Below are 24883 nucleotides of genomic sequence, written 5' to 3' on the forward strand. Positions count from 1 at the left end.
CGAGCCGGGCTGCCTCCGCGCCGCGCAACCATCCGGACCGTACAGTCGCTTCGTTCATCTCGTTCATCGAACCACTCCCTACTCACTTCGTTGCATGCATCATCGTGTGCGTCGTTCCGTTCGCGCCGCGCAACGATGGAAACCGGAATCAATAAAACCAGCGGTATTGCGCGCCGACCACCGTCACGGGCGTACCGAGGCGTGATACACGCTGGTGCTGGATGAACAATGCGGCGTGATCCCCGCCGAACACCGAACCCGCCATGCCGGCATCGACGGCCGCTCCGCCGCCCTGAATCGAATCGTGCAGGACGCCGACCTCGAGAAACGGCCGCCACCGATGCGTGTACCGCTCGCGCAGATCGGTCCCGAACCCCGCGAACAATCCGTATTGCGTGTACGTGGCTGGCATGAAGTTTCCCGCGGAGCCCGACCGGCTCGCGGCAGGCAGAAGCGACGAAATCAGCGTGTCCGCCCGCCCCCCCGCACCGTAATCGCCGTGCGTGCCGACGACGCGGATCGTATAGTCCGGGTACGCCGTACGAATTCGATAGCTGACCTGCGCGGTCGACAGCACGCCGCTGCCGAGATAGGTGCGCGCCTGGCTGTAGAAACGGTCCATCTCGACACTGCCGGACACCGTCACGCGTTCGTTCGCCTGCCAGCTCCCATCGGCGATCAGGTTGTCCTTCATCCCGCCGATGCGCAACGTCGGCAGCTCGTCGGCGACCTGATCGCGGCCCGCACGTATTCCGAACTGCAACGGTCCGTTGCGTCCGAATTCCGCGCCCAGTCCGATCGTATAGAAGGCGTCGAGCCCTTCGCGGCGGCCCGCACTCACCGTGAACGCATCGTCGCGCGTCTGCCGCCTGGCATGGACCACCAGCGAGCGGTCCGCCGACGGCACGTTGACCAGTTGCGATGCGTCCGTCGATCGCTGGAGGTCCAGCGTGGCGGTCATGCCGATCAGGTAATGCCCGGCGATCTTGCGGCTTGCCGCGATCGTCTGCTCGCTGTAATCGAGCGGATGTTCGGCGTAGCGCGTCACGGTCGCGTCGAGCGACTGCGGCCACGCGAGCGCGGTTTCGACGAAACGCCGATGCATTTCGCTGTCGTCGGGCGCGCCATCGAGGCCGTCGAACGCGAGCGTTTGTGCTTGCCCCGGACGGTCGACGGCTTCGGCCGCATCGATCCGGTCGTAGCGCGGCAGGCGCACGCCCTGATCGAGCAGACGCTCCATCGTTCCGATGTCGCCGTCGGCGAGCGCGACGGTCAATTGCGCGGACGCCGGCCGCGCGAACAGGTTCGCCGCCTGCAACGCGAGCCACCGCTTCGCAAGCGGATTCGCCTCGTGCGACAGCGCCCACGTGATCGCCACCTCCTGCGCGACTGCCTCGTACGCACGGCGATCTTTTTTCAGCATGTCCTGCATCGATTTCGCGCTACCCCGCGCCGACGATTCGAGTGGCGAAAGACCGCGTGCATCGCCGAGCAAGGTACGGCGTTCGCTGATGAAATCGGCAGCCGCCGAGCCGTCCTTCAGCAGTGCGTCGAGCAGCGCGACCGCGTGGTCGGCGTTCGAATATTGCGCAGCCAGATCGACGCCGCGGCTGCGCAGCGCCAGGCGCGTCTCGACGTCCTGCGACGTACGCGCCGGAACACCGCGTTGCATGGGTTGAGCGGCTTGCGGCGCCTGCGTCGTCCGTCGCGGCGGCGAGGACGATGCATCCCGTTCCTGCGGCGCCTGCCGGGCCTGCTTCCGGCCGAATGCGCCGATCTGCAGCCACACCTTGCGGCGAATCGACCACGCGAGATCCGGACGTCCCGCCATTTCCTGCGCGTCGGCGTACGTAAGCAGCCACAGCGGATCGTGCGACATCATCACGGCCTGACGGCGCAGATATTCGAGTGCATCGACGGGCCGGTTCAGGCGCAGTTCGGCCGCGGCATACGGTCCCCACAGCCGCGCGTCAGCCGAAGCCTTGTCGCGCCAGCGCTTGAGCGCCGCACGCAACTCGGCATCCGTGCCGTAATCGACCAGCGTCCACAATAGCGCCGCATTCAGATCCGCCGATGCGCCAGGCAGATCGACCGCACGCTGCAGATCGCGCAACGCATCGAGCGGACGCCCCGCTTGCCGCTCGTACTCGGCGCGCACGCCGAGAAAACCCGGCGACGCCTCGGCTGCCTCGCGCTCCTGCGGCGTGAGGCTCGCGAGCAGCGCGTCGATGCGTTCCATCGCGCCGGCCGCGGTGTAGTAGTAGACCGCCTGCTGCAGCGCGCGCACGCTATGGTCGCGCCGGTAGTGCAGCGCCGAGATGCGGCCGGCGTCGATCGGGTACGCATCGTAGAAGTACGACATGTCGGCCAGATCCTCGGGTGTCGCCGCATCGCTCGCCAGCAGGTGACGGTACGCGTCGTGCGCCGCGTCGTCGCGTTGCAGCAGGCGCGCGAGTTCGCCGTAGTTGCGCCAGAACACCACATCGCCGTCCTGCGCGTAACGGCTCGCGTTCGTCATGGCTTCGAGTGCGCCCGCGTAGTCTCCGTCGCGATACAGGACATTGGCGGTGTGCAGCGCGTAGCGCGGATTGCGCGGCTCGCGCCGTTGCAGCCGACGGTAAATCGCCAGCGCCTCGTCGTCGTGGCCGGCGCGTTCCGCGAGCGCACCGGCGCGTTCGTCGAGCGCGTTCGCTTCACGGCCGTGCGGCAGACCGTCGAGGAACGCGATCGCGTCGTCCGGCCGCCCGAGGCGCTCATACGTTGCCGTGATGGAATCGACGAGCTTGAGATCGTCGGGCGTCGCACGTGCCGCCTGCAGCAAAGCGGCCAGGTAGGCGTCGTCGTCGTCCAGCATCGGGGCGATGCGCCGAACGTTCCGCCAGCCGACGGGGTCGCCCGTTTGTCGCGCATAGTCGAGCCAGGACTTCAGCGCGAGCTGCGACGACCCGTTCCATTCGGCCACCTGCGCCAGGCGCTTGCGCCACAGCGCCGAATGCGGTTCCTTTGCGAGCTGCGCGAGCGCGACCTTCTGCGCATTGGCGGGATCGGCGGATTCCAGGAACGACTGATAGAGGAGATCGGCAATGTCCGCCCCATCGGCAGCCGGCGGCGACGGAAGCTGCACCGCTCCCGCATGCTTCGATACCTGCGTCGCGGCGTCGAAGCGCATCATTGCGTCGCGTCGTTGCAACGAGACCTTGACGATGTGCGCCTGCGGTTGCGTCTGTGCGATGGCTTGCGCTCGCGCTGCATCGATGAACGGGCCGTGGCCGTCCTGGCCTGCCAGGAACTGTCGCGCGACGCTACCGCGACGTGCGCGGCCTCGTACGACCGGACCGTCCAGATATGCGTACGCCTGCGGGGTGGAATCCGACAGGTAAACCGCCGGCATGGCGAGCACGCGCCCCGCGCGCCTGCTCCGATAGGCAATCCCGCCGATCCCCGCGCGCCGCGCCAACGCCTTCGCATACCGCTCGATCAGGTCCGGCCGCTGCGCCGCCCGTGCAAGATCGAGCAACGCGACGAGCGTCGGCTGATCGTCGACGAACGCGTCGTTCTGGCGCTGCGCAACCGCGATTGCATCGGCGGTCAGATTGCCGGCCTGCAGCACACGAATGCCTGCGATGAAACAGCGTCGCTGCGCGTCGAGCGTCGTCGCGTTCTGCTGACGCCGGAACCAGCTGTCGGCCGCCTCCTTGTAGTCGCCGATCTGCAGTGCGTAGCGCGACACGTAGCCGTCCCACGTATCGCGATGCGTGGTGTCGCGTCGCGCGAGGCGCGTATAGAAACGCAGCGCGAGCGCGGGGGCGCCGACCGAGGCCGCGGATTGTGCGAACCATTCGAGATCGCGATCGGACCAGTCGAGCGTGGCCGCGTCGGCGATCTGCCCGCGCAGCGCGGCAAGCGCAGCGGAACGGCGCGGATCGTCGGCTTGCATCTCGTTCGTGCGTTGCTGCGCGATCGCGAGCCGCAGCTTCATCGCGGCCTGTCGCAGCGGTGGGGAAACGGCTTCGTCCATCCGTTGAGCGACCTGCCCCGCATCCGCGAGCCGGCCCAGCGACACATATTGCTCGCCGAGCATCGACAGCAGCGCTTCGTCGTGCGGCCGCACTTTCAGCCACGCTTCGAGATACGCCGCGCTCAGGTCGCTCGGGCCGCCAACCGCGGCCATCCGCTCACGCAGCCCGTCATGCGGCGCCACCGCATAGCCGGCCAGCAGCACGACGCCGGCCAGCACCAGCACGAGCCATGGCGGCGCGATACGCGAGCGATTACCGGTCACACGCAATCTCGACCGACTGGTAACGCATCGGCTGACGGACGTCGGCCGCCGTTTCGAAACGAAGAACCGTTCCGTCGCGCCGTGCGTCGATCGGACGGCCCGCGATGCGCACGCGGCAGCGCTGCGCGTCGGCGAGCTCGACGAACGGCTGGGAGTAGCCGCCGAATTCGAACGACATTCCGTCGACGGTACGGTGAAAATTTCGGACGAATCCGTTCGCCTGAGCGATGTACGGCGTCCCGCTCGGGCCATGCGATTGCGCTCCGCCGCGCAACCCGCTCTCCGTGTCGCGCTCGAACACGACACGCGCCGCCCCGTCGGCAATATGGATATAGAGGCCGTCCGGGCCGGGCGCATAACCGGTCACGCCCTGCGACGCACGCAGGTCCGGCACGTCGCTGCGCGGCCAGTGCAACTCGCGCACGTCGCCGTTGCCGCGCACGACCCATGCGCCGCCGGCTATTTCGCGCGCGACCGCGAAACCGCGCCAGTCCAGCACCTTGTGCGTGTAATCGGTGATGTAGACGGGCAGCACCGGCTGCTTCAGCACGGTCGAGTAGATCTGGTCCAGCGCGCGCAGCGACGCGAGCTTCGTGCCGCTGTACATGTGGTAGTACACGTCGATCGGTTTGAAGCGATACGGATGCTCCGTCATGTCGTAGGTTTCGAGTACCTGCGTGAAACCATAGAACGGGCCCTGCCAGTCGTTCGTGTAAACGTTCTCGTCCTGGTTCGGCGCGTATACCTGGTACGCGCCGGGCCCCTTGTCGATGCCGAGCGGCGCGATATGGGTCCAGCTGTTCACCGACTTGCGGATGATCGTGTCGCCGCCGTTGATGTTCTGCACGCCGGCCGCATAGGCCTTGCGCACGGCGATCGCGGGCGGCTCGCAGTCGCCCGGCCATTGCAGCACTTCGGTACGCTTGCCCGGCGGCGCGAGGCGCGAGTCGATGTAGGCAATCGAGCCGGCGATCTCGCGGTCGAGATCGAACGTGTAGCCCGGGATATCCAGCGAGAACGCCGTGTCGCCGCCGTTGCCGCGCTCGACGTTGCTCCGGTGGTCGACGCGTGCGCCCGTCGTCGCATCGAGGTCGGCCATCTGGAACGGATGCGAGTAGGTATGCGAACCGATCTGCACCCACGGCAGCGCGAACATCTGCCGCGCGAGCGCTTCGAGGCGCGGCGACAGTTTCGGATACAGGCCGGTCGGCCCCACTTCGCCTTCGATGACCGACAACGTCATCGGCACCTTGTAGCGCGTGAAGATCCGTCGATAGAGCGCGTCTCCCGAATAATCGGCACCGGGGAATTCCGCGCGCGACGCATAGCCGTCGCCGTCGACGTGCGTCATGAACAGGCGCCGGCCGTTCTCGGTCGTGACGCTCGGCGATGGCATCCGCACGAGACGCAACGCGTCGGTCACGAACGAGATCGGCTGAATCGCCCAACGCGTCTGCCCGATGCCGTTCAGCGAAACGACCGTGTACGGACTCAGCGTATAGCCGCCCCACGGCGTGATCGCGGCCGCGTCGACGTTCGTGCCTGCCGCCGCGAGCCGCAACAGCACACGGCTGTGCGATCCGACGCGCATCCCGACGAGATCGCGCGCATCCGGCCTCGGATCGATCTCGAAGTGCATCATCGGATCGCGCGTCACGACGCTGAGCGGCGCCGTGAACGGGCCGGGGACCGGCTGCAGATCGAGTGCCGCGCCCTCTTCCTGCGCGGCGTCGAAGCCGAACTGTCCCATGAAGGCGACCGGCACGTGATCCGCGATGCGCGCATCGATCCAGCGCCGCCATCTCGCCGGGTCGGCGGGCTCAGCGCCTTCGATCCAGGCGACGACGCCCGCGTAACGGTCCGGTGTGATATCGGTCGGCAGCGGCGCGTCGAGATCCGCGTATTCGACGTCGTAGCCGATATAATTGAGCGGCATCGCAAGGTCGCGCACGCCGCGCGTTTCATCCACTGGCGTATCGGTGTCGCGGTTCTGTACGATCAGCACCTTGCGCGGCAGCACTTCGATCGCACCGATGCCGACGACGTCACGGCCGGCGTCCGTCACGTACGGCGTCACGCCGGTCGCGACGACCTGGGCGGCCGTCGCGCGGCCACATGCCCGGTCGGTGCGCTCGCAGATCTCGAGCGACAACACCGGCACGTGCGTCTCACGCATGAAAATCCGCGCCGCGTCGACGCGCGCGGTGCGATCTGCGGTGGCGACGTCGCGTACCGCACGCATGTCGTCGCCGTCCATGAAACCGCGCACCAGCGGCGGGCCGAGCACCGCGTAAAGCCCATTCGCATGCGATTGCGCAGCGCGCAACGCATCGTTGCCGCCGACGATCAGACGAGCGTCAGGATAGGCCGCATGAATTGCCTCGCTCGAGGCGATTGCCTCCGGCGTGTCGAGCAGGAAGCCGCGATAACCGCGCGCCCACAGCGGCTCGATGCGCTGCGAGACAAACGCCGCCGGCCCGAGTGCCGGGCCCGACGCGCCGTGCGGTACGCGTGCGACCCAAACGGTATGCGCGAGCGGGTGCGCCGCCGGATCGAAGCCCCGGGCGGGATCGAGCACCACGGCGTCGAACGCTTGCAGCAAGCCCTCGGGCGGCTGGGCGCCGTCGAAAAACGCGACGTTTGCACGTGGCCCGGCCGGCGGGGATGGATGTTCCGGGGTATCGGCCGCCAGGGCGTGCAGCGAAACGAACGCAAGCGCCGCGATGCACAGGATCGCGGCAACGCTGCCGCGGACAGCAAGCACGGAAGCCGTGCTCGCTCTGGATTGATGATTCAATTCGTGTCGTTCCGGACGTCAAGCCATGCCGGCGCACGCCGCCCCGGCACAGGTAAGATCTAGGGGATGGTGTCTACAGTCGGGAGACGTCCTTACATACGCACGGGACCGTCGCGCCCCATCGGCGCACGCGCATGCAGCAACCACGATGCAGGGGAGGTCGTTTGCGCACTCATCGTTTGCCGGCGCCCATGCCTGCCGCGGCCCGCATCAGTGATACGCGGCATCTGCAAACGCGTGGCGACTCTGAAACCGGCGGCCTTGTCGGCAGCCAGTACGAGGGCGGCTTGAAGTGCGCCCATGCCGTGTATGTCCGAGCAATATTCGAAGCGATCCATGCTCTCGGTCTTCTCCCCGGACGGCATTTCGCGTGGATAGACGACGAAAAAACAGCACGTGATCGCCAACACGCACAAGACCCGCACCGCAATTGGCTGCAAGCGCAGCGCATTGCAGCCATCGATCGCGGAAGAGCCGATGAAACCAGCGACAAGCATCAACCCGGATGCTTTTTCCGACTTGGCCATACTTATTTACTTCCCCGTTTGTTCTTCTTTTTAAAATTACCACGCCCACTGGTAAATTTTATGTTCTTACATAACTTTATGTTTTGATGCGGCATCGTAAAGATGGTGAAGGCATTTCGACGGAAATTCGCAGCGTGGTGGGATAACGCCGCCGCCCAATCGGGCCATGGCCATCCAGCGAGAACGAAATCACCGGCGGAGTTTTTGGATTATCCCGACCCAGGATGACCTGCGTATGGCATTCGACTCCTGCGATACGTCGCGACAGGCGGGACGCGCGTCATGGCCGCACACGTTTGCGGCGCCGTGCTGCCATGGGTATCGATTGCTCTGAATATCGCATTCAATTGCCGTACAGCCTGCCTTTAACCTGGATTTACCCATGCCGCTGCACGTTCGATCGGCGTGCATACGCGCGAGCACGCCCGCATTCGCTTCGGTCGATAAAATCGCCGGCCGGGCGCGACCTGGCCATCTTGTCATCACGTATCACGCATATCGATGCCGTCGGCGGCCCTCGGCCCTCGGCATCGCCGCGGCAACACTATCGGCCGACGCGGTCGACCCAGCCCCGGTAGAACGCGCGGTACTTCAGCACGAGCTTGTCGTACTTGCTGTACGCGCCGCCGCCGTCCGGCTTCATCCCGTTCCAGATCTTGACGTCGTACCCCGCGGCCTGCCTGGTCTGGAGCCCGAACAACACGTAGTCGGTCGCGCGGCGCAGGACGCCGCCCACCTTCCTGATCGAGATCAGCATGTGCATGACGTTCTTGCCGTCGCTCACCGGCGTCACGCACTGGAGCAGCTTGTACTTGACGTCTCCGTCCAGCGCGACGGTCATCACGCACCCGCCGGGGTAGCCGTCGAAGTGCAGGTTCATCTGCGACATGTTTAGGCCCAGCGCGCGCGACAGCATGCCGAGGGGCCCGAAGTACCGGTTTACGGTGAAGTCGATCCCGGCGCCGAACCACGCGCCCGCCCGCGCCAGCGACTCGACCTCCGGCCACGCGCGCCAGTCGTCGAAGAGCTTGAGCTCGAAGGCCGAGACCGGGAGCGCGTGGACGGGCGTCGCGTGCTGCGCGTCGTAGAAGTTCTCGACGATCCGCAAGACCGCCGTCGTCGTCTCGAACGCGAAGTGCAGGTGCATGAAGTCGCCGTTGTCGACGTCGGCCGCGGCGATCTCGGGCAGCGGGTGCAGCGGCTGCGGGGAGCCGTACCAGACCCACACGTAACCGTACCGTTCCACGGTGACCCACGTCGGCTGGCGCGCCCCGCGCGGCACCGGCTCCAGCCGGTGCACCGCCGCGCTGTGGCCGGGAATATGCACGCACTGGCCGTGCTCGTCGTACCGCCAGTGGTGAAACGGGCACTGGATGCACCCATCCTTGATCTGCCCGTCGGCCAGGTTCGCGCCAAGATGCGCGCAGTGGCGGTCCATCACCACGGCCCGGCCCGTCGTGCCGCGCCACGCGACGCACGGGCGGCCGAACAGCGTCAACGCGGTCGGCTTGTCCTTGAGGTCGTCCGAGCGCATCGCGACGTACCAGCTCGCGGCCACGCGCGTGGTCGCGTCATACGCCGCCGACGGATGCTCGCTGGCGCGCACTTGATTCAATTGAACGTCGTCTATCATTTTCATTCCGGGGTCGGTCGACTACTTCAGCGCCAGGCCGATGCGGGTCGTGACGTACGCCCTGAGCAGCGCGAACATCGGGTTGTAGTCGAAGTACCGCTTCACCTCCGCCGGCGCGCTGGTCTGCGTCCAGTGCAGCAGCTTCATCGCCGGCAGCAGGCTGTACTTCGAGTTGTTGAGCTGCGGTTTGGCACCGGTGATGCAGTATCCGAAGCCGAACATCGGCTTCGCGAATTCGCGTTCGTCGATGAGGGCGTGAATCCGCGCCGCGGCCTCCCCGGCCGGCTTCAGCCCCGCGCTCACGGCCTCGACCTCGGCTTTGGCGTCGTTGAACAACTGGTAGTACCCCTCCATGTCCGCGCACAGGTACCCGAGGTACGGGGGATCGTCGTCGAGATGATCGAGGGCGCGCTCGTCGCGCGACGCGCGGAACCTCGCGTGCGCCTGCACGAGCCGGAACTGCCCGAGGATCGTGCCGACCGCCCACAGCCTGTGGAACGCGTCCCACAGGCGGAAGTCCGAGAACGCCGTGTAGCAGCAGCTGACGAAGTCGTCGTTGTGGTCCAGCAGCTTCTGCTGCAGGCGCTCGATGTACTCGAAGCGTTCGGGGGAGAAGTCGTCGTCGCGCAGCGCCTTGATCAGGCGCGCCGCGAGCGCGTGGATGGTCACTGCGGTGTTCTCGAGCCCGCGGGAGAACAGCGGATCGATGAACCCGTTCGCGTGCAGCATCAGGCAGTAGCGGTCGCCGACGCACGCGCGCGACGAGAACTGCAGGCGGTCGGTCTTGACCCAGTCGCGCACCGGCACGGCATCCCGGAACTGCGCCGCGATGCTCGGGAACCGCGCGAGGAATTCGTCGAATTCCTGCTGCGCGGAGATGTCCGTTTTCGGGTAGACACGCGGGTCGAGCTGCAGGCCGACGCTCACCAGGTTGTTGGTCGATCGTGGGTGGTTGTTGAACGGGATCACCCAGAGCCATCCGCCCTCGAACATGTGGTGCAAGGTTCCCTCGTGCCAACGCCAGCGCTGCCCCTTGACCTTGAAGATGTCGTCGAACGGCTTGACCCCGAGCATGTGCGTGTAGAGGCTGCGCGAGTGCGTCTTGAAACGGCACGGCTCTTCGCGCAGCCCGAACTTGGTCGCGAGCGGCGCGCGCGGCCCGCCGCAGTCGATCATGTAGCGGCCGGTGAAGCGTTCGCCCTGGGCGGTGGCCACCGCGACGCCGTCCTGGTCGGCGTGGTATTCGGTCACGCTCGTCTTCTGGCGAACCGTGCAGCCGTACTTGATGGCGGCTTGCAACAGGTACGCGTCGACGTCCTGCCGGTAATAGTGGCTCTCCGGCCCCCACGGCAGCTCGGGAATCACGCACTGCGTGAACTCCTTCGGGTCGTGCTCCTCGCCGGGCTTGTGGAACACGAAGCCGAAGTTGCGCTTGATGCCCGTGCTCGACGCGACGTAACGCTGCGTCGCATAGAACGACGTGATGTGGTCGAGCTCCGGAATGCCGTAGCGATCGGCGATGATGCGGTTCATCAGCGACGTCTCGGGGATCGACGATTCGCCGATCGTGAAGCGCGGATGCGACGATTCCTCGATGATCAACACGCGAAACCGTTGCTTGGCCAAGATGGCCCCCATCTGGGTGCCCGACATGCCCGAGCCGAGAATGATCACGTCGTAGTGGTTGCTGTCGCGCCCGTTCGCGGGGCTCTGCTGAGTCATGGGGCAAACTCTCCTGGTGAGATGGAACACATGGCCGCCGCCCGCGTCGCGCCGTCAGCGCGCGTCGAGCGCGGCGCGAACGCGTGACCGTGCCGCGCGCGTAAGCGTGAGCAGATCGCCGAGCATGCTCGGTGCGTACCCGCCGCTGCCGATCGTGGGGCCGCTTCGCCCGACTTCGTACGCACGCTCGGCCAATTTGCCGTGCGGCGCGCGAAAACGCAGCAGGACCTCGAATACGCGGTCGAGGGCCGCCAACCCGGCCTCGACCGGCTCGCCGCGCGCACGGGCCGCTTGCGCTTCGCCGAGCACGCGGTCGACGAGCGCCGGCCGCCCGGCGAACCGCGCGTAGATCGCCCTGAACGCGGGAAGCACGTAGGGCAGGTACGTCTCCTTGAATTCCCGATAACCCTGGTGGTCCGATCGCGCCCCCCACAACACGTGCTCCAGCACGAAAAGGGGCATTTCGACCGCACCGGGGCCGAGGTAGTTCTGGCCGCCAACTCGAATCGGTTCGTAGTACGGACGAAGCTCGTCGTAGAACACCTGCACCGAGATGAAGCGATACGCGTAGACGATCGAGTCGACCATTTTCTGCAGATAGTCCGCCAGCGCGTCGCACCCTTGCGCGAACGCGGGCGAACGCAGCGGCACGTCGGTCAGCTCGACGGTCAACGCGATGGCCGCCTCGAGCGCGGCCATCGAGATGCGCACGCTCTCGAGCAGGTGCGCTTCGTCGCGCAGCCCCGTGTAGCTGCGCTGCGCGTCGGCCGCCGCGGGGTTCCAGACCGTCACGTGCAACAGCGTCTCGCGCGGCGGCAGGCCGGTCGCGCGCGCCAGGTCGAGCAACACCGGCTCGAGCCCGGGCACCGCATCCACGGGCTCGTGTCCGTGCCGCTTGAGCGATCCCAGAAAGAACCCGATGTCGCGCATCGCGGCGGCGGCTTCGACCAAGCCCCAGCCCGAGGGCACGCCGCGCGCCGGGAGGAACTCGCGCAACAGCCCGACGATGCCCGGCACATCCTGTCGACGGTTCAGGCCCGGCAGCCGCAGGACGAGCGCGCGCGCCTGCAGCGGGTCGCAGGCCGCCACCGCAGCGTGCGTGGCCGCGATCGCGCGTACCCGGTCCGGGGCGCGGTCCACTACAGGATCTCCGGCGTCGCGAGCGTCGGCCCGGGCTGGCTGCGGGACAGTCCCGCATCGCCCGCGCGCAGCGAGCGCAGGTAATCGTAGTTCGTCGGCAGGGTCGCTCGCAGACGCTCCGCCTCGCGCCGGATCCGCGCGAACATCGCGTCGGCCTTGTCGATCGACTCCGGCCGGTGCCGCAAGAGCGGCAGCGACTGGTCGGGCAGCAGTCCCAGGCCGGCAAAAATGCAGTAGTAGTTTCCGTTCAACCAGAAGTTCTTGAATTCGTAATCGAAGGTGTCGTAGTACGTGGAATCGTCGAACGACGTGGTGGTCAGCGGCAGCCCCGCCTTGTAGCGTTCGACCTTCTCCTTGATCGCGTCCGACAGCCGCAGGTCGTGCCGGTTCGCGCGCCAGAACGCGGTGTCGTCGCGCGACGTGGTGAAATAGTGCGCCTGCACGAAATCCCGGCAGTCATCGAACATGTAGACGATTTCGGCGTTGAATGCGTCGGCCAACCGCGGGTCGAACGACGTATCGGGGAAGTGCTTCACGAGCTGGTAAAGCGCCGCGTAGATGAAGTAGATGCCCGTCGATTCCAGCGGCTCCAGAAAGCACGACGACAGCCCGATCGCGACGCAGTTGTTGACCCACGCGCGCCGGTTGCGCCCGACCCGGAACTTGATCTGGTTGAGCGGCTGCTTGTCCGAGAGCCCCCAAAGGTCGAGGAAGTCGGCGGTGGCCTGATCGCGCGACGTGAACTTGCTCGAGAACACATAGCCGCTGCCGAACCGGCCGAGCATCGGGATCTTCCAGGTCCACCCCGAGTTCATCGCGATCGCCGACGTGTACGGCTCGATCCCGTCGCGCGCGTCGTCGGCGGGCACGGCGCTGGCGACCGCGCTGTCGCACAGCAGGTGGTCTGACATGTCGATGAAGGGCTCCTTCAGCGCCTGGTTGATCAGGAGCCCGCGCATGCCGGAGCAGTCGATGAACAGGTCCGCTTCCAGCGTGCGCCCTTCCTTGGTGGACAGGCTGGCGATGTAGCCGCGATCGTTCAGGTGAACCTGCTCGACCTCGTCGACCACGCGCTTCACCCCGCGTTCGGTGGCCCAGCGCTTCAGGAAGTCGGCCACCAGGTGCGCATCGAAGTGCCACGCGTGGGACATCTGGCGGGTGCCGTCGGCCAGGCACGGCGCCAGCTTCGCGTCGAGCGCGTCGGTCTGCGGATAGCACGCGTATTCCATCGGCTGCTGGAAGCCGTGTTCGCGCTTGCGCAGCCAGTAGTGGGTCAGCGGCACGCCGTCGCAGTTCGGCACGTTGCCGAACAAATGGTAGAAGTGATCGCCGCGCGAACCATCGGGCGACTTCCGCCAGTTCACGAACCTGATCGCGGATTTGAACGCGCCGTTCACCTGGGGCATCCACTCGCGCTCCGGTATCCCGAGGAAGTCGAAGAACACCTTCTGCAAACTCGGGATGGTCGCCTCGCCCACGCCGATCCGGGGGATCGCCGCGGATTCGACGAGCGTGATGTTCGCGTGGTGCTGGAGCGCCCGGACGAGGTACGACGCGGACATCCAGCCCGCCGTGCCGCCGCCCACGATGACGATATTCTTGATCGGATTACTCATGAACGCTTCCCATGGGATTTGAAACCTGAATGGATAGTGCCGCCTTGTCGAATTGAACCCGCCACTCGTCCGGTAACGCGCAATGACGCGCCCGGTCCATCACGACAAATGACACCGAAAAGGCGTAGTGAATCGCAGCGAAGTCAGGCGACAACGCGAAGCCTCCATCGCACGCGGAGGCACACCGCGGAATGGATTCTGCTTCGACAAATTGAATTTACGATACGGTGATTGCCATTAGTGCATTTACAAATTCAGTCTACCTAATTGTTTCCGGGATCGTCGTACCGTGCGCTTGACTGTCCGACACACAATAGCAGCGTTCATGATGGCACATCTCGAAAAATTTCATATCAATCCCCGGCTGTTCAGAGAAATTCTAAATACCTGAAAATATCGACCAAATACCTCACAACGGCCGATTCAATTTTTTCGAAACAACAAAATTAATTTTTTCATTTTGCGTGCATGACTCTAGAATCATTTCTTCAAAAAAATATGCAAAATGACAGACGTAATTCACATGAAAGAAACAAATAATTCACCACTTCAAATATAAAGCTTCTGACCTTTTCGCATTTCGACGATCGTGATCTCGACCCAAAAATAATCCGACTCGTCGGCAGAGAAATTCGTCATCATGTGCCCGGGCGGACACGAAGGCCATGCGATGAAAACGGGCAAGCTCACGGAAGCGCAGATCGAACGGTCTGTGCATGAAGGTCAACCGCTATTTCAGCGGCGCGCCGCTTCGGCCGGACGCGAACCGCGACACTGACGAATCGAGGAGGCCGCGTGCCCATCCAGGAAACGTTGCTGAAAATGTCGATGTACGTCTCGCTGGTGCTGATCGTGCCGGGGCCGACCAATACGCTGCTGCTGTCGTCCGGGTTGAAGGTCGGCCTGCGCGGCACGTGGCCGCTGGTCGTCGCGGAGGCGCTCGGCTATGCGATCGCGATTGCCGTATGGGGATTCTTTCTGTCCACGTTCGCTGCCGGCCGGCCCTGGCTGTATGACGGGGTCAAGCTCGCGAGTTCCGTCTACATCTTTTTCCTCGCGCTCAGGATGTGGACGCATAGCCGCGTGCTGCAGGACGTATCGGTCGCGCCGGTGCGCTTTCGCGACGTGTTCGTCGCGACGATGATGAACCCGAAGGCGCTGCTGTTCTCGAGCACGCTGTTTCCGCTGGAGGCGTTCAGGTCCGCGCACTATTTCGCATGGGCGCTCGTCGTATTTCTGGTCGTGCTCGCGCCGATCGGGGTGGGCTGGTCGTCGCTCGGCGGGCTGCTCACGTCGCAACGCGCGTGGGCCGCCCGTACGTCGACGCTGCTACGCGGCGCGTCGCTCGTGCTGTTGATGTTCTCCGGCACGCTCGTGTACTCGGTCGTGAACCGCTGATTGACGCGGCGCTTCGCGGCGAAAACGCATTTCGCTCCGCAAGCGAGTTATTCAAGCGCTTGCTTGCCGCGTATTTAGGTTGTCACTATCCACCGCGTTGCGAAGACCGGCGTCGACTCTTTCGCGATACCGTTGTAGCGCTGGCCGTCGCGGCCGTGCGTTGTTCGAGAGCCGTTCAATTCCCCCCGGCGGTGGTCGGCACTCGCACGTTCAGTCCCGGCAGGTCCGCGAAATCCGCCACGTTCAGCGTCATCAGTGCGTAGCCGTGCTCGATCGCCTGCGCCGCGATCCATAGATCGTTGTAGCGCGGGCGCGGCGAGCGGCCGGCCTGCTTGACCGCGGCGGCCAGCACGCCGAACGCGGCCGCGGTGTGGCGCGTGACCTCGAGCACGGGGCGCAGCTCGAGCTGACGCAGATGGGCTCCCCGCCGCGCCCGCTCGGCGGCATCAGCACAGGACTGCACGCCGAACGCCAGTTCGCCCAGCGAGATCGTCGAGATGAACACGGGCGCGTCGCCGGCGGTATCGATCACGGCGCGCGCGTCGACGGTGCCGCCGGCGAGACCGACCCAGACGCAGCTGTCGATGATCACGCCCACGGGTCACGCACTCCGTCGTCGAAGCCGGCGCGGCTGTCGCGCAACCAGCGGGCCGCATCGTCGGCGCCGAGGCTCTGCTGCAGGCCCTCGAGCGCCTGCACGGCGTTCATGACGGGGTCGGCGGGCACCAGGCGCGCGATCACGGTCTGATTGCGCTCGACCACGACGGTCTCGCGGCGCTGGGCGACTTGATCGAGGATCTGGCGGGTGTGACGCGCCAGCTCGGTGGCGGTAATGGTGGGCATGGTGGCCTCCTCGGAGCAACGAATGCGTATTATACGTATTTTACGCATTCGAACACAGATCGGGGCTTCGCCCCTGACGATGAAGTCGGTGACGCGCCGCGCGTTACGCTCGCCCGGGCGCGGCACCACGCGGTAGCAGTGGGAATCTCGGTAACCGCGGAATCCTGCCGCCCCCTAATCCTCTCCGCACCGCGGAGAGAATTCAGCCACCTTCCCGGCGAGGCTCTCGCCTCTCCCCGCGCTCGATCTGAGCGCTCGCAATTGTGCATCAGCACCGCCTGACGTGAAGCCGTCTCTCCGGCACGCATGGGGGAATTCCCCACCCTCCCGCCAGCCCTAAAGTGACCATCCTAACATCATAGGATTGCATTTTCACACTCTATGTGATTTTATTATCACCTATCGCGACCCGCTGCCACCCACGCATACGGCCGCCCCCATACCAAGGAAGAGACCCAGATGGAGACAATCGCCGTCATCGGCAGCAACATGGTCGACCTCGTGACCTACGTCGCGCGCATGCCCGCCCGGGGCGAAACGCTCGAGGCGCCGAACTTCGAGCTCGGCTGCGGCGGCAAGGGCGCGAACCAGGCCGTCGCGGCCGCACGCCTCGGCGCGCGCGTCGTGATGGTCACCAAGGTCGGCGACGACGTGTTCGCCGACAACACGATTCGCAACTTCGAGCGCGAAGGGATCGACACCACGCACGTGCGCAAGGTCGCCGGCGTGCCGAGCGGCGTCGCGCCGATCTTCGTCGAGCCCGATTCGAGCAACAGCATCCTGATCGTCAAGGGCGCGAACCGCCACCTGCGGCCGGCCGACGTCGACGCGGCCGCGCCGATGCTCGCCGAATGCGCGCTGATCGTGCTGCAACTCGAAATCGAGCTCGACACCGTCTATCACGCGATCGAATTCGGCGCGCGGCACGGCATTCCCGTGTTGCTGAACCCAGCGCCCGCCGTGGCCGATCTCGATTTCGAACGCATCCGTTCCGTCGAATTCTTCGTGCCGAACGAAACCGAGCTCGCGATCGTGTCGGGCATGCCGGTCGATTCGCGCGAGAGCGCTACGCGCGCCGCCCAAGCGCTGGTCGCACGCGGGCTCCAGCACGTGCTCGTCACGCTCGGCAGCAACGGTTCGCTGCTGGTGTCGCGCGACGGCGTGCACCACGTGCCGGGCGTCCCCGTCGACCCACGCGACACGACGGGCGCCGGCGACGCCTATATCGGCTGCTTCGCACGCTGCTACGCGGCGTCGCGCGACGCGGTCGACGCGATGCGTTACGCGTCCGCGTACGCCGCGCATTCGGTCACGGGCCTCGGCACGCAGAAGTCGTACGCCGACGCCGCGACGTTCGAACGCTTCCTCCGCGACGCCGGCTTCTGACCGGCGCCTTCATCGACGAGACATTGGGAAGGAGACACCCATGAGCCGGACCCCGATCGAACACACGCCTGACGGCTATTACCTGAATCGCACGCCGCTCTTCGCGTTCACGCTGCTGTGCTGCCTGTTCGCGCTGTGGGGCACCGCCGCGAACCTGAACGACGTGCTGATCGCGCAGTTCAAGAAATCGTTCTTCCTGTCCGATTTCGAATCGGCGTTCGTGCAGTCCGCGTTCTATCTCGGCTACTTCTTCCTCGCGATTCCGGCCGCGACCGTCGTGAAGAAGTTCAGCTACAAGACGACGATCCTGGTCGGCCTGCTGCTCTACACGACCGGCTGCCTGCTGTTCTTCCCAGCCGCGTCGATGGCGAAGTACGGGATGTTCCTCGTCGCGCTGTTCGTGATCGCCGCCGGCCTGTCGTTTCTCGAAACGGCGTCCAACTCGTATTCGACGCTGATGGGCCCGCGCGACACCAGCACGCGGCGGCTGAACATCTCGCAGACGTTCTACCCGTTCGGCGCGATGGCCGGCGTCTACATGGGCAGCTTCCTGATCTTCAAGGAAGGCGATGCGTCGCATGCGCAGCTCGCGGCGATGTCGGCCGCCGACGCGCACACGCACCAGCTCGCGATGATCCAGGCCACGCTCGAGCCGTACAAATGGCTGATCGTCGTGCTCGTCGCCGTGTTCATCGTGTTCGCGCTCACGCCGTATCCGGCCTGCAAGGGCAACGGCGCGAGTACGGTCGCGCACCGGATCGACGCGCGCGGCACGCTCGCGCGGCTGTTCGGCAACCGGCGCTTCGTCGCGGGCGTCGTCGCGCAATTTCTGTATGTGGGCGCGCAGGTCGGCGTGTGGAGCTTCACGATCCGGCTCGCGATGCAGATCGGCGGCCTCACCGAGCGCGGCGCATCGCGCTATCTGCTCGCGACGTTCTTCGCGTTCTTCGTCGGCAAGCTGGTCGCGACGCTCGTGATGAAACGCGTCGGCCCGGCCAAGGTGCTGATCGTGTACGGCATCCTGTGCATCGCGCTGCTGGCGTACACGATCAGCGTACACAACATCACCGCCGTGTATGCGGCCGTGTGCGTGAGCATCTTCCTCGGCCCGTGCTGGCCGACGATCTACGGGCTGACGATCGACGGCCTCGGCAAGGACACCGAATACGGCGGCTCGATCCTCGTGATGAGCATCGTCGGCGGCGCGGTCGTGCCGCTGATCCAGGGGCTGATCTCCGATCACACCGGCGGCAACATGCAGCTCGCGTTCGTCGTGCCGCTGCTGTGCTTCGTCGTGATCGTGTACTACGGCTTCTACTGCCTGCGTCACCTGCCGGCAGCGACGCCCGACGCTGCGACCGACGGTCATGCGTCCGCGCGCTACGCCGCGACGCGCAACACGTCGGGAGCCTGACCATGCGCGGCGAGATCGAACTGCGGCGCGACGACTTCCGCGAAGCGCCGCGCACGCTGTACCGCACCGACAGCCTCACCGTCACCGCGTTCGCGTATCCGTCCGGCGTCGAGGCGCTGAAGCTCGAGAACCGCCGTGGTCATCTGGTCGTGCTGCCGTATCTCGGTCAGATGATCTGGGCCGCCGAATTCGACGGCCGCGACCTGACGATGAAGCACATGTTCCGGCAGCCGAAGCGCGCGGCGTCGATCATCGATACCTACGGCTGCTTCATGTTCCATAGCGGGTTGCTGCGCAACGGCTGCCCGGGGCCGGACGACACGCACGCGCTGCACGGCGAGATGCCCTGCGCGCCGATGGACCGCGCGAGCCTCGTCGTCGGCATGGACGCGCGCGGCGCGACGGTCGAAGTGACAGGCGAATACGAATACGTGCAAGGCTTCGGCAGCCACTACGTCGCGCGGCCGTCGGTGCGGCTGGCCGAGCACGAGGCGCGGATGACGATCGCGATGGACGTGACGAACCTCGGCGGCGCGCCGATGGACCTGATGTACATGGCCCACCTGAACTACGCATACGTGCCGGGCGGCCGCTTCGTGCAGTCGCTGCCGCGCGGCGGCATGCGGCTGCGCGACAGCGTGCCCGCGCACGTGAAGCCCACCGCCGCATGGCGCGACTACACGGCCATGCTCGCGCACGAACCGGCCCGGCTCGCGACGCTCGATGCGCCCGCGCTGTACGACCCCGAGATCGTGTTCTTCATGAACGACGTGGCAACGGATGCCGACGGCGTCGCGCATTTCCGGCTCGCGCATCCGGACGGCGGCGCGTTCCACACCGCGTATCGCCCCGCGCAATTCCCGCATGCGACGCGCTGGATCCTGCACAACGCGGATCAGCAGGTGGCCGCGTTCGCGTTGCCGTCGACCTGCGAGCCGGAGGGTTACGAAGCGGAACGCCGCAAGGGCCACGTCGCGGCGCTGGCGCCCGGCGCATCGCGCCGCTTCGAGGTGCTTACCGGCTACCTCAGCGCGGCGGAAGCGCGCGATGCGTGACGTGCTGAAAAGCGCGATGCACGGCGCCGCATCAGGTCACGAGCGCAATCCCGTGCTCGCGGATCGCCGTTTCGTAGCGGCGGCTCAGTTGCCCGTCGGAGATCACGTAGTTGAAATCGGTCAATTCGGCGAAATAGGCTGCGCGCACTTCGTCGAACTTCGTGTGGTCGACCAGCAGGAAGCGGTTCTGCGCGCGCGCCATCACCTGCTTCTTCGCATCGACTTCGTGGAAGTTGAAGCACGTGACGCCGCAGCGTTCGCTCACGCCGGCCGCCGAGATGAACGCCTTCGACACGCGTACCGAATCGAGAATGCCCGTTTCGGCGACCGATTCGAACACCATGTTCTGCCGGTGATACGCGCCGCCGCACAGGATCACGTTGCAATGCGGCTTCTGCTGCAGCTTCGCGAACACGTTCAGCGAATTGCAGACCGCGGTGAATTCGAGGTCGTCGGCAATGAAGTCGACGATGAACGGCGTGGTCGACCCGCAGTCGACGAAGATCGTGTCGCCGGTCGTCACGAACTGCGCGGCCAGCTTGCCGATGCGGCGCTTTTCCTCGGTCTGCCGGTTGTTCTCGGCACTGATCAGATATTCGCCGATGTCGCTGCGCTGCGCGGCGAAATGGCGCGTCACGTAGCCGCCGATCAGGCTGAGGCCGTGCGGGTTGTCCGCGAGATCGCGGCGGATCGTCATTTCGGACACGCCGAACAGCTCGGCGACTTCCCTCAGATGAATCGCGTTCTGCCCTTGCAGCACGTTCATCAATGTCTTGATCCGTTCGCCCTTCTTTGTTTCCATGCCTGTATCCTGCGTGACCGCCGCGTGAGTCGCTCGTCGTGCCGGGCCCGCGGGCCCGGCCGGAATGTCGTATTTGTAACAAACCGATGTGAAAACATCAACTTTCCGTGTGCGCTTTCCGCACACGATCCGTGGAGTCCTGACACATGCCGCTTTCCAACGCCCAACTCGCCCAAACCATCGATCACACGCTGCTCGCGCCCGACGCGAGCGACGCGCAGATCCGCGAACTCTGCCGTCAGGCGGCCGAGCATCGCTTTTACTCGGTCTGCGTGAATTCGGCGAACGTGCCGCTCGCCGCGCGCGAGCTGGTCGATACCGGCGTGCTCGTCTGCGCCGTGGTCGGCTTCCCGCTCGGCGCGGGGCTGTCCGCCGCGAAGGCGTTCGAAGCCACCGCCGCGATCGCGGCGGGCGCCGGCGAGATCGACATGGTGATCAACATCGGCGCGCTGAAAAGCGGCCGCACCGACGACGTGAAGGCCGACATCGACGCCGTGCATCGCGCTTGCGGCCCGGTGCCGCTCAAGGTGATCCTTGAAACGGGGCTGCTGACCGACGACGAGAAGGTGCGCGTGTGCGGGATGTGCCGCGATCTCGGCGTCGCGTTCGTGAAGACGTCGACCGGATTCGGCCACGGCGGCGCGACGCTGGCCGATGTCGCGCTGATGCGGCGTACGGTCGGGCCGACGCTCGGCGTGAAGGCGTCGGGCGGCGTGCGCGATCGCGCAGCCGCGCTGGCGATGCTCGAAGCCGGCGCGACGCGGCTCGGCACGAGTTCGGGGGTGGCGATCGTGACCGATCAGGGCGGCGGCGGGTCGGGGTATTGACGCGCGAAGCCCGGCCGTCGCCATGCGTCGCGCGAGCAGCACCGCGCGGGGTCGCCGGCGGATGTGCGCCCGCTCGGCTCAAGACACTTGCCGCGCATCTTCCCCGTATGCGACAACCCCGGCACAATGCCGCCCATGCGCCACGACAACGCCTTCGTCCATCCGTCCTCCGGCATCGCCGGCCGACTCGCCAACCGGATCGTCGCGAGTGGCCCGCTGCTGCGCGCACGTCGCGCGCTGCTGTCGCGGCTACCGTTCCTGCAGCTCGCAAGCGACGTCGAGCACGTCGTGTATTGCACGTGGGTCGTCGATGTCGCGGCCGTCGCGCACCTCGTGCCGCGCGGCGTCACGCTCGCGAGCCGCGGCGGCCGCACACCGTTCACAACGCTCACCTACCGGCACCGGCATTTCGGCCCGCGTCTCGCCGGCCCGCTGCGGCGCGCGTTTCCGTCGCCGCTGCAAAGCAACTGGCGGCTCTACGTCGATGCGCTGCCGGGCGGCGCGCCGGCCGAGCGCACCGTGCTGTTCGTGAAGAACGTGTTCGATCACCCGCTCTATGCGCTCGGCAGCCGGCTGTTCAGCGACGCGCTGCCGTCGCATCTCGCGCGGCCCTTTACGCACGAGGCACACGACGGACGCTATGACACGCGGCTGGCTGGCAGCGGCGGCAGCGCGCCCGACTTCCGCTGCACGGCCGAAGCGTCGCACGACCGGACGTTGCCCGACACATTCGCGCCGTTCTTCGACGACTGGCGCGCGGCCGTCGCCGCGCTGTCGCTGCAGCACGCGGCCGTCGCCCATGTCGAGGACTGCGACCGCCTCGCATATGCGTCGATCGACTTGCCGATCGACGTCGATGCGGTGCGGCCGCTGAAGACGGTCGGGCCCGCGGGCGGCGACTTCCTCGCCCGCATCGGCGCGACCGGCGAACCGCTGTGCTTCGTCGTGCCCGACGTCGCATTCCGCGTACTGTCCGAGCGGCTGCTGTAGCGCGATGTTCAAGCACGCGTTGCCGCGCGACCTGTCGGTACTCGACGCGTCATCCCGCCGCACAAAACACACGGCCGCCCGAAGGCGGCCGCGCGAAACACCGTGGACGACCGGCTTACTTGCTGTAGTCGTACACCCCACGCCCGGTCTTGCGCCCGAGCCTGCCTGCCGACACCATCTCGCGCAGCAGCGGACACGCGCGATACTTCGGGTCGCCGAAGTCCTTCAGGAACACGTCCATCACCGCGAGGCACACGTCGAGGCCCACGAGGTCGGCCAGCGCGAGCGGCCCGATCGGGTGGTTCGCGCCGAGCTTCATCCCCGCGTCGATTTCCTCGGCCGACGCGATGCCTTCAGCCAGCACGAAGAACGCCTCGTTGATCATCGGCACCAGGATCCGGTTCACGACGAAGCCCGGCGAGTTGCGCACGCCGATCGGCGACTTGTCGAAACGCTCGGTCAGCGCGCGCACGGCCGACGCGGTCGCGTCGCTCGTCTGCAGCCCGCGGATGATCTCGACGAGCGGCATCAGCGGCACCGGGTTGAAGAAGTGCATGCCGAGAAAACGCGACGGATCGGCGAGCGGCGCCGCGAGCGCGGTGATCGAAATCGACGACGTGTTGGTCGCGATGATCGCGTCCGGGCGCGCGACGGCCTCGATCTGCTTCAGGATGCGGCCCTTCAGCTCGACGTTCTCGGTCGCGGCCTCGATCACGATGTCGACCGAAGCGAGCGTCGCGTAGTCGGTCGACGTCGTGATGCGCGCGAGCGCCGCATCTCGGGCGTCGGCCGCGAGCTTGTCCTTCGACACGAGCCGCTCGAGGCTGCCCTTCAACGTCGCGAGGCCCTTGTCGAGCGCGGCGTCGCTGACGTCGATCATCACGACGTTCAGTCCTGCAACGGCGGCGGTTTGCGCAATGCCGTTACCCATGGTTCCGGCGCCCACGACGCCGACGGTTTCGATGGCCATGACGATTCCTGTGTATTCGGAGGCTGAGCGGTCGATTATCAGATGTTCTCGAAGATCGCGGCAATCCCCTGGCCGCCGCCGATACACATCGTCACGAGCGCGTAACGCCCGCCGATGCGCTTCAGCTCGTACAGCGCCTTCACCGTGATCAGCGCGCCGGTCGCGCCGATCGGGTGACCGAGCGAGATGCCGGAGCCGTTCGGGTTGACCTTGGCCGGATCGAGGCCGAGCTCCTGCGTGACCGCGCACGCCTGCGCGGCGAACGCTTCGTTCGCTTCGATCACGTCGAGATCGGTGATCTTCAGGCCCGCGCGTTCGAGCGCCTTCTGCGTGGCCGGCACCGGGCCGATGCCCATGTACGCCGGATCGACGCCCGCATGCGCATACGCGACGAGGCGCGCGAGCGGCTTCACGCCCTGCGCGCGCGCGGCGTCCGCGCTCATCATCAGCACGGCGGCGGCCGCATCGTTGATGCCCGATGCGTTGCCGGCCGTCACGGTGCCGTTCTCCTTCGCGAACACCGGCTTCAGCTTCGAGAAGTCGTCCGGGCCCGCGTCGTGCCGCACGTGCTCGTCGGTGTCGAACGCGACTTCGCCCTTCTTCGTGCGAATCGAGATCGGCAGGATCTGGTCCTTGAAGCGGCCTTCGGCGATCGCGCGCGCCGCGCGACGATGCGATTCGAGCGCCAGCGCATCCTGCGCGTCACGCGAGATGTCGTATTTTTTGGCGACGTTCTCGGCCGTCACGCCCATGTGGATCGTCTGGAACGGGTCGTGCAGCGCGCCGAGCATCATGTCGACGAGCTTCGCGTCACCCATGCGCTGGCCGAAGCGCGCGGCCGGCACCGTGTACGGCGCGCGGCTCATGCTCTCCGAGCCGCCGCCGATCGCGATGTCGGCATCGCCGAGCATGATCGTCTGCGCGGCCGACACGATCGCCTGCAGGCCCGAGCCGCACAGGCGGTTCACGGTCAGCGCCGGCGTGTGCTGCGCGACGCCGCCGTTGATCGCCGCGACGCGTGCGAGATACATGTCCTTCGGCTCGGTGTTCACGACGTGGCCGAACACGACATGGCCGACCGCATCGCCCGGCACGTTCGCGCGCGACAGCACTTCGGCGACCACCTTCGCGCCGAGGTCGGTCGGCGAGAAATCCTTCAGGCTGCCGCCGAAATCACCAATCGCGGTACGGACACCGCTCACCACCACGACTTCCTTCGCTGCATTGCTCATCGTCTCACTCCGGTTCGTTCGCGCCCGCGGGCGCGGGGATGCGTTGCGTTACATGTTCGGGTAGTTCGGCCCGCCGCCGCCTTCGGGCGTGACCCACACGATGTTCTGCGTCGGGTCCTTGATGTCGCAGGTCTTGCAGTGCACGCAGTTCTGCGCGTTGATCACGAGGCGCTCGCCGCCGTCGTCGTTCTTCACGAACTCGTACACGGCCGCCGGGCAGAAGCGCGCCTCCGGCCCCGCATACGTGCG

At 66.2% G+C, this 24883-nt stretch carries 19 protein-coding genes; 6 read left to right on the top strand and 13 right to left on the bottom strand.

All coding sequences use genetic code 11. The annotated features are described in order from the left end of the window. Window positions 1–148 precede the first annotated feature (148 nt). From J8I35_RS28835 to J8I35_RS28865, 7 genes are all read right to left on the bottom strand, one after another. Window positions 149–4282, bottom strand: a complete 4134-nt coding sequence (locus J8I35_RS28835; protein WP_209928217.1) for a tetratricopeptide repeat protein — start codon at window positions 4280–4282, stop codon at window positions 149–151. Further along, complete coding sequence (locus tag J8I35_RS28840) at window positions 4272–7046, bottom strand: sugar ABC transporter (protein ID WP_209928219.1); 2775 nt, start codon at window positions 7044–7046, stop codon at window positions 4272–4274. The genes J8I35_RS28835 and J8I35_RS28840 overlap by 11 nt, the downstream gene beginning before the upstream one ends. 125 nt (window positions 7047–7171) lie before the next feature. Next, a complete protein-coding gene (locus J8I35_RS28845; RefSeq protein WP_209928222.1) occupies window positions 7172–7606 on the bottom strand; it encodes a hypothetical protein in 435 nt (144 codons plus the stop codon). 544 nt (window positions 7607–8150) lie between these two features. Continuing rightward, a complete protein-coding gene (locus tag J8I35_RS28850) occupies window positions 8151–9236 on the bottom strand; it encodes a Rieske 2Fe-2S domain-containing protein (RefSeq protein WP_034175623.1) in 1086 nt (361 codons plus the stop codon). 24 nt (window positions 9237–9260) lie between these two features. Beyond that, window positions 9261–10961: a tryptophan 7-halogenase gene (locus tag J8I35_RS28855; RefSeq protein WP_050014209.1), complete on the bottom strand. Its 1701-nt coding sequence runs from the start codon at window positions 10959–10961 to the stop codon at window positions 9261–9263. A gap of 54 nt (window positions 10962–11015) precedes the next feature. Continuing rightward, window positions 11016–12101, bottom strand: a complete 1086-nt coding sequence (locus tag J8I35_RS28860; protein WP_348522289.1) for a monodechloroaminopyrrolnitrin synthase PrnB family protein — start codon at window positions 12099–12101, stop codon at window positions 11016–11018. Continuing rightward, window positions 12101–13717, bottom strand: a complete 1617-nt coding sequence (locus J8I35_RS28865; RefSeq protein ID WP_176016152.1) for a tryptophan halogenase family protein — start codon at window positions 13715–13717, stop codon at window positions 12101–12103. The genes J8I35_RS28860 and J8I35_RS28865 overlap by 1 nt, the downstream gene beginning before the upstream one ends. A 795-nt stretch (window positions 13718–14512) precedes the next feature. Here J8I35_RS28865 and J8I35_RS28870 point away from each other — a divergent pair. Further along, the gene (locus tag J8I35_RS28870; protein ID WP_209928226.1) at window positions 14513–15115 is read left to right on the top strand and encodes a LysE family transporter; all 603 of its coding nucleotides are present in this window, start codon (window positions 14513–14515) and stop codon (window positions 15113–15115) included. A 175-nt stretch (window positions 15116–15290) separates the two neighbouring features. Here the strand turns inward: J8I35_RS28870 and J8I35_RS28875 are convergent, their stop codons facing one another. Both J8I35_RS28875 and J8I35_RS28880 read right to left on the bottom strand, forming a co-directional pair. After that, complete coding sequence (locus J8I35_RS28875; RefSeq protein ID WP_124557409.1) at window positions 15291–15713, bottom strand: type II toxin-antitoxin system VapC family toxin; 423 nt, start codon at window positions 15711–15713, stop codon at window positions 15291–15293. Then, complete coding sequence (locus tag J8I35_RS28880) at window positions 15704–15958, bottom strand: type II toxin-antitoxin system Phd/YefM family antitoxin (RefSeq protein WP_124557408.1); 255 nt, start codon at window positions 15956–15958, stop codon at window positions 15704–15706. The genes J8I35_RS28875 and J8I35_RS28880 overlap by 10 nt, the downstream gene beginning before the upstream one ends. A gap of 459 nt (window positions 15959–16417) precedes the next feature. Here J8I35_RS28880 and rbsK point away from each other — a divergent pair, with 459 nt between their 5' ends. From rbsK to J8I35_RS28895, 3 genes are read left to right on the top strand one after another with little or no spacing between them, the layout of a single operon-like run. After that, window positions 16418–17344 carry a ribokinase gene (gene rbsK, locus J8I35_RS28885; RefSeq protein ID WP_089490267.1) on the top strand — a complete coding sequence of 309 codons (927 nt, stop codon included), beginning with the start codon at window positions 16418–16420 and terminating at the stop codon, window positions 17342–17344. Window positions 17345–17384: 40 nt separating this feature from the next. After that, on the top strand, window positions 17385–18758 hold the full coding sequence (fucP, locus tag J8I35_RS28890) for an L-fucose:H+ symporter permease (protein WP_209928229.1): 1374 nt from the start codon (window positions 17385–17387) through the stop codon (window positions 18756–18758). A 2-nt stretch (window positions 18759–18760) separates the two neighbouring features. Further along, window positions 18761–19813 carry an aldose 1-epimerase family protein gene (locus tag J8I35_RS28895; RefSeq protein ID WP_209928234.1) on the top strand — a complete coding sequence of 351 codons (1053 nt, stop codon included), beginning with the start codon at window positions 18761–18763 and terminating at the stop codon, window positions 19811–19813. A 31-nt stretch (window positions 19814–19844) separates the two neighbouring features. On the opposite strand, the gene deoR is transcribed toward J8I35_RS28895, so the two are convergent. After that, a complete protein-coding gene (deoR, locus tag J8I35_RS28900; RefSeq protein WP_050014199.1) occupies window positions 19845–20615 on the bottom strand; it encodes a DNA-binding transcriptional repressor DeoR in 771 nt (256 codons plus the stop codon). Window positions 20616–20761: 146 nt separating this feature from the next. Here deoR and deoC point away from each other — a divergent pair, with 146 nt between their 5' ends. Continuing rightward, complete coding sequence (gene deoC / locus J8I35_RS28905; RefSeq protein ID WP_209928236.1) at window positions 20762–21442, top strand: deoxyribose-phosphate aldolase; 681 nt, start codon at window positions 20762–20764, stop codon at window positions 21440–21442. A 126-nt stretch (window positions 21443–21568) separates the two neighbouring features. After that, window positions 21569–22432, top strand: a complete 864-nt coding sequence (locus J8I35_RS28910) for a DUF2071 domain-containing protein (protein WP_209928238.1) — start codon at window positions 21569–21571, stop codon at window positions 22430–22432. Window positions 22433–22547: 115 nt separating this feature from the next. Here J8I35_RS28910 and J8I35_RS28915 read toward each other — a convergent pair whose 3' ends face one another. The 3 genes from J8I35_RS28915 to J8I35_RS28925 form a co-directional block, all read right to left on the bottom strand. Then, window positions 22548–23402, bottom strand: a complete 855-nt coding sequence (locus J8I35_RS28915; protein WP_069619533.1) for a 3-hydroxybutyryl-CoA dehydrogenase — start codon at window positions 23400–23402, stop codon at window positions 22548–22550. Between the two features lie 38 nt (window positions 23403–23440). Then, window positions 23441–24634, bottom strand: a complete 1194-nt coding sequence (gene bktB, locus J8I35_RS28920; protein ID WP_209928240.1) for a beta-ketothiolase BktB — start codon at window positions 24632–24634, stop codon at window positions 23441–23443. A gap of 48 nt (window positions 24635–24682) precedes the next feature. After that, the coding region (locus J8I35_RS28925; RefSeq protein ID WP_209928242.1) for a 4Fe-4S dicluster domain-containing protein at window positions 24683–24883 on the bottom strand (201 nt) is incomplete at its 5' end.

The organism is Burkholderia sp. CpTa8-5 (assembly GCF_017815045.1).
GTDB lineage: Bacteria > Pseudomonadota > Gammaproteobacteria > Burkholderiales > Burkholderiaceae > Burkholderia > Burkholderia sola.

What these genes read in the sequence shown, in the direction of transcription:
- J8I35_RS28845 (WP_209928222.1), bottom strand. Translation starts at nt 7,606, where the DNA reads ATGGCCAAGTCGGAAAAAGCATCCGGGTTGATGCTTGTCGCTGGTTTC.
- J8I35_RS28855 (WP_050014209.1), bottom strand. Translation starts at nt 10,961, where the DNA reads ATGACTCAGCAGAGCCCCGCGAACGGGCGCGACAGCAACCACTACGAC.
- J8I35_RS28865 (WP_176016152.1), bottom strand. Translation starts at nt 13,717, where the DNA reads ATGAGTAATCCGATCAAGAATATCGTCATCGTGGGCGGCGGCACGGCG.
- J8I35_RS28880 (WP_124557408.1), bottom strand. Translation starts at nt 15,958, where the DNA reads ATGCCCACCATTACCGCCACCGAGCTGGCGCGTCACACCCGCCAGATC.
- rbsK (WP_089490267.1), top strand. Translation starts at nt 16,418, where the DNA reads ATGGAGACAATCGCCGTCATCGGCAGCAACATGGTCGACCTCGTGACC.
- fucP (WP_209928229.1), top strand. Translation starts at nt 17,385, where the DNA reads ATGAGCCGGACCCCGATCGAACACACGCCTGACGGCTATTACCTGAAT.
- J8I35_RS28895 (WP_209928234.1), top strand. Translation starts at nt 18,761, where the DNA reads ATGCGCGGCGAGATCGAACTGCGGCGCGACGACTTCCGCGAAGCGCCG.
- deoR (WP_050014199.1), bottom strand. Translation starts at nt 20,615, where the DNA reads ATGGAAACAAAGAAGGGCGAACGGATCAAGACATTGATGAACGTGCTG.
- deoC (WP_209928236.1), top strand. Translation starts at nt 20,762, where the DNA reads ATGCCGCTTTCCAACGCCCAACTCGCCCAAACCATCGATCACACGCTG.
- J8I35_RS28910 (WP_209928238.1), top strand. Translation starts at nt 21,569, where the DNA reads ATGCCGCCCATGCGCCACGACAACGCCTTCGTCCATCCGTCCTCCGGC.
- J8I35_RS28915 (WP_069619533.1), bottom strand. Translation starts at nt 23,402, where the DNA reads ATGGCCATCGAAACCGTCGGCGTCGTGGGCGCCGGAACCATGGGTAAC.
- bktB (WP_209928240.1), bottom strand. Translation starts at nt 24,634, where the DNA reads ATGAGCAATGCAGCGAAGGAAGTCGTGGTGGTGAGCGGTGTCCGTACC.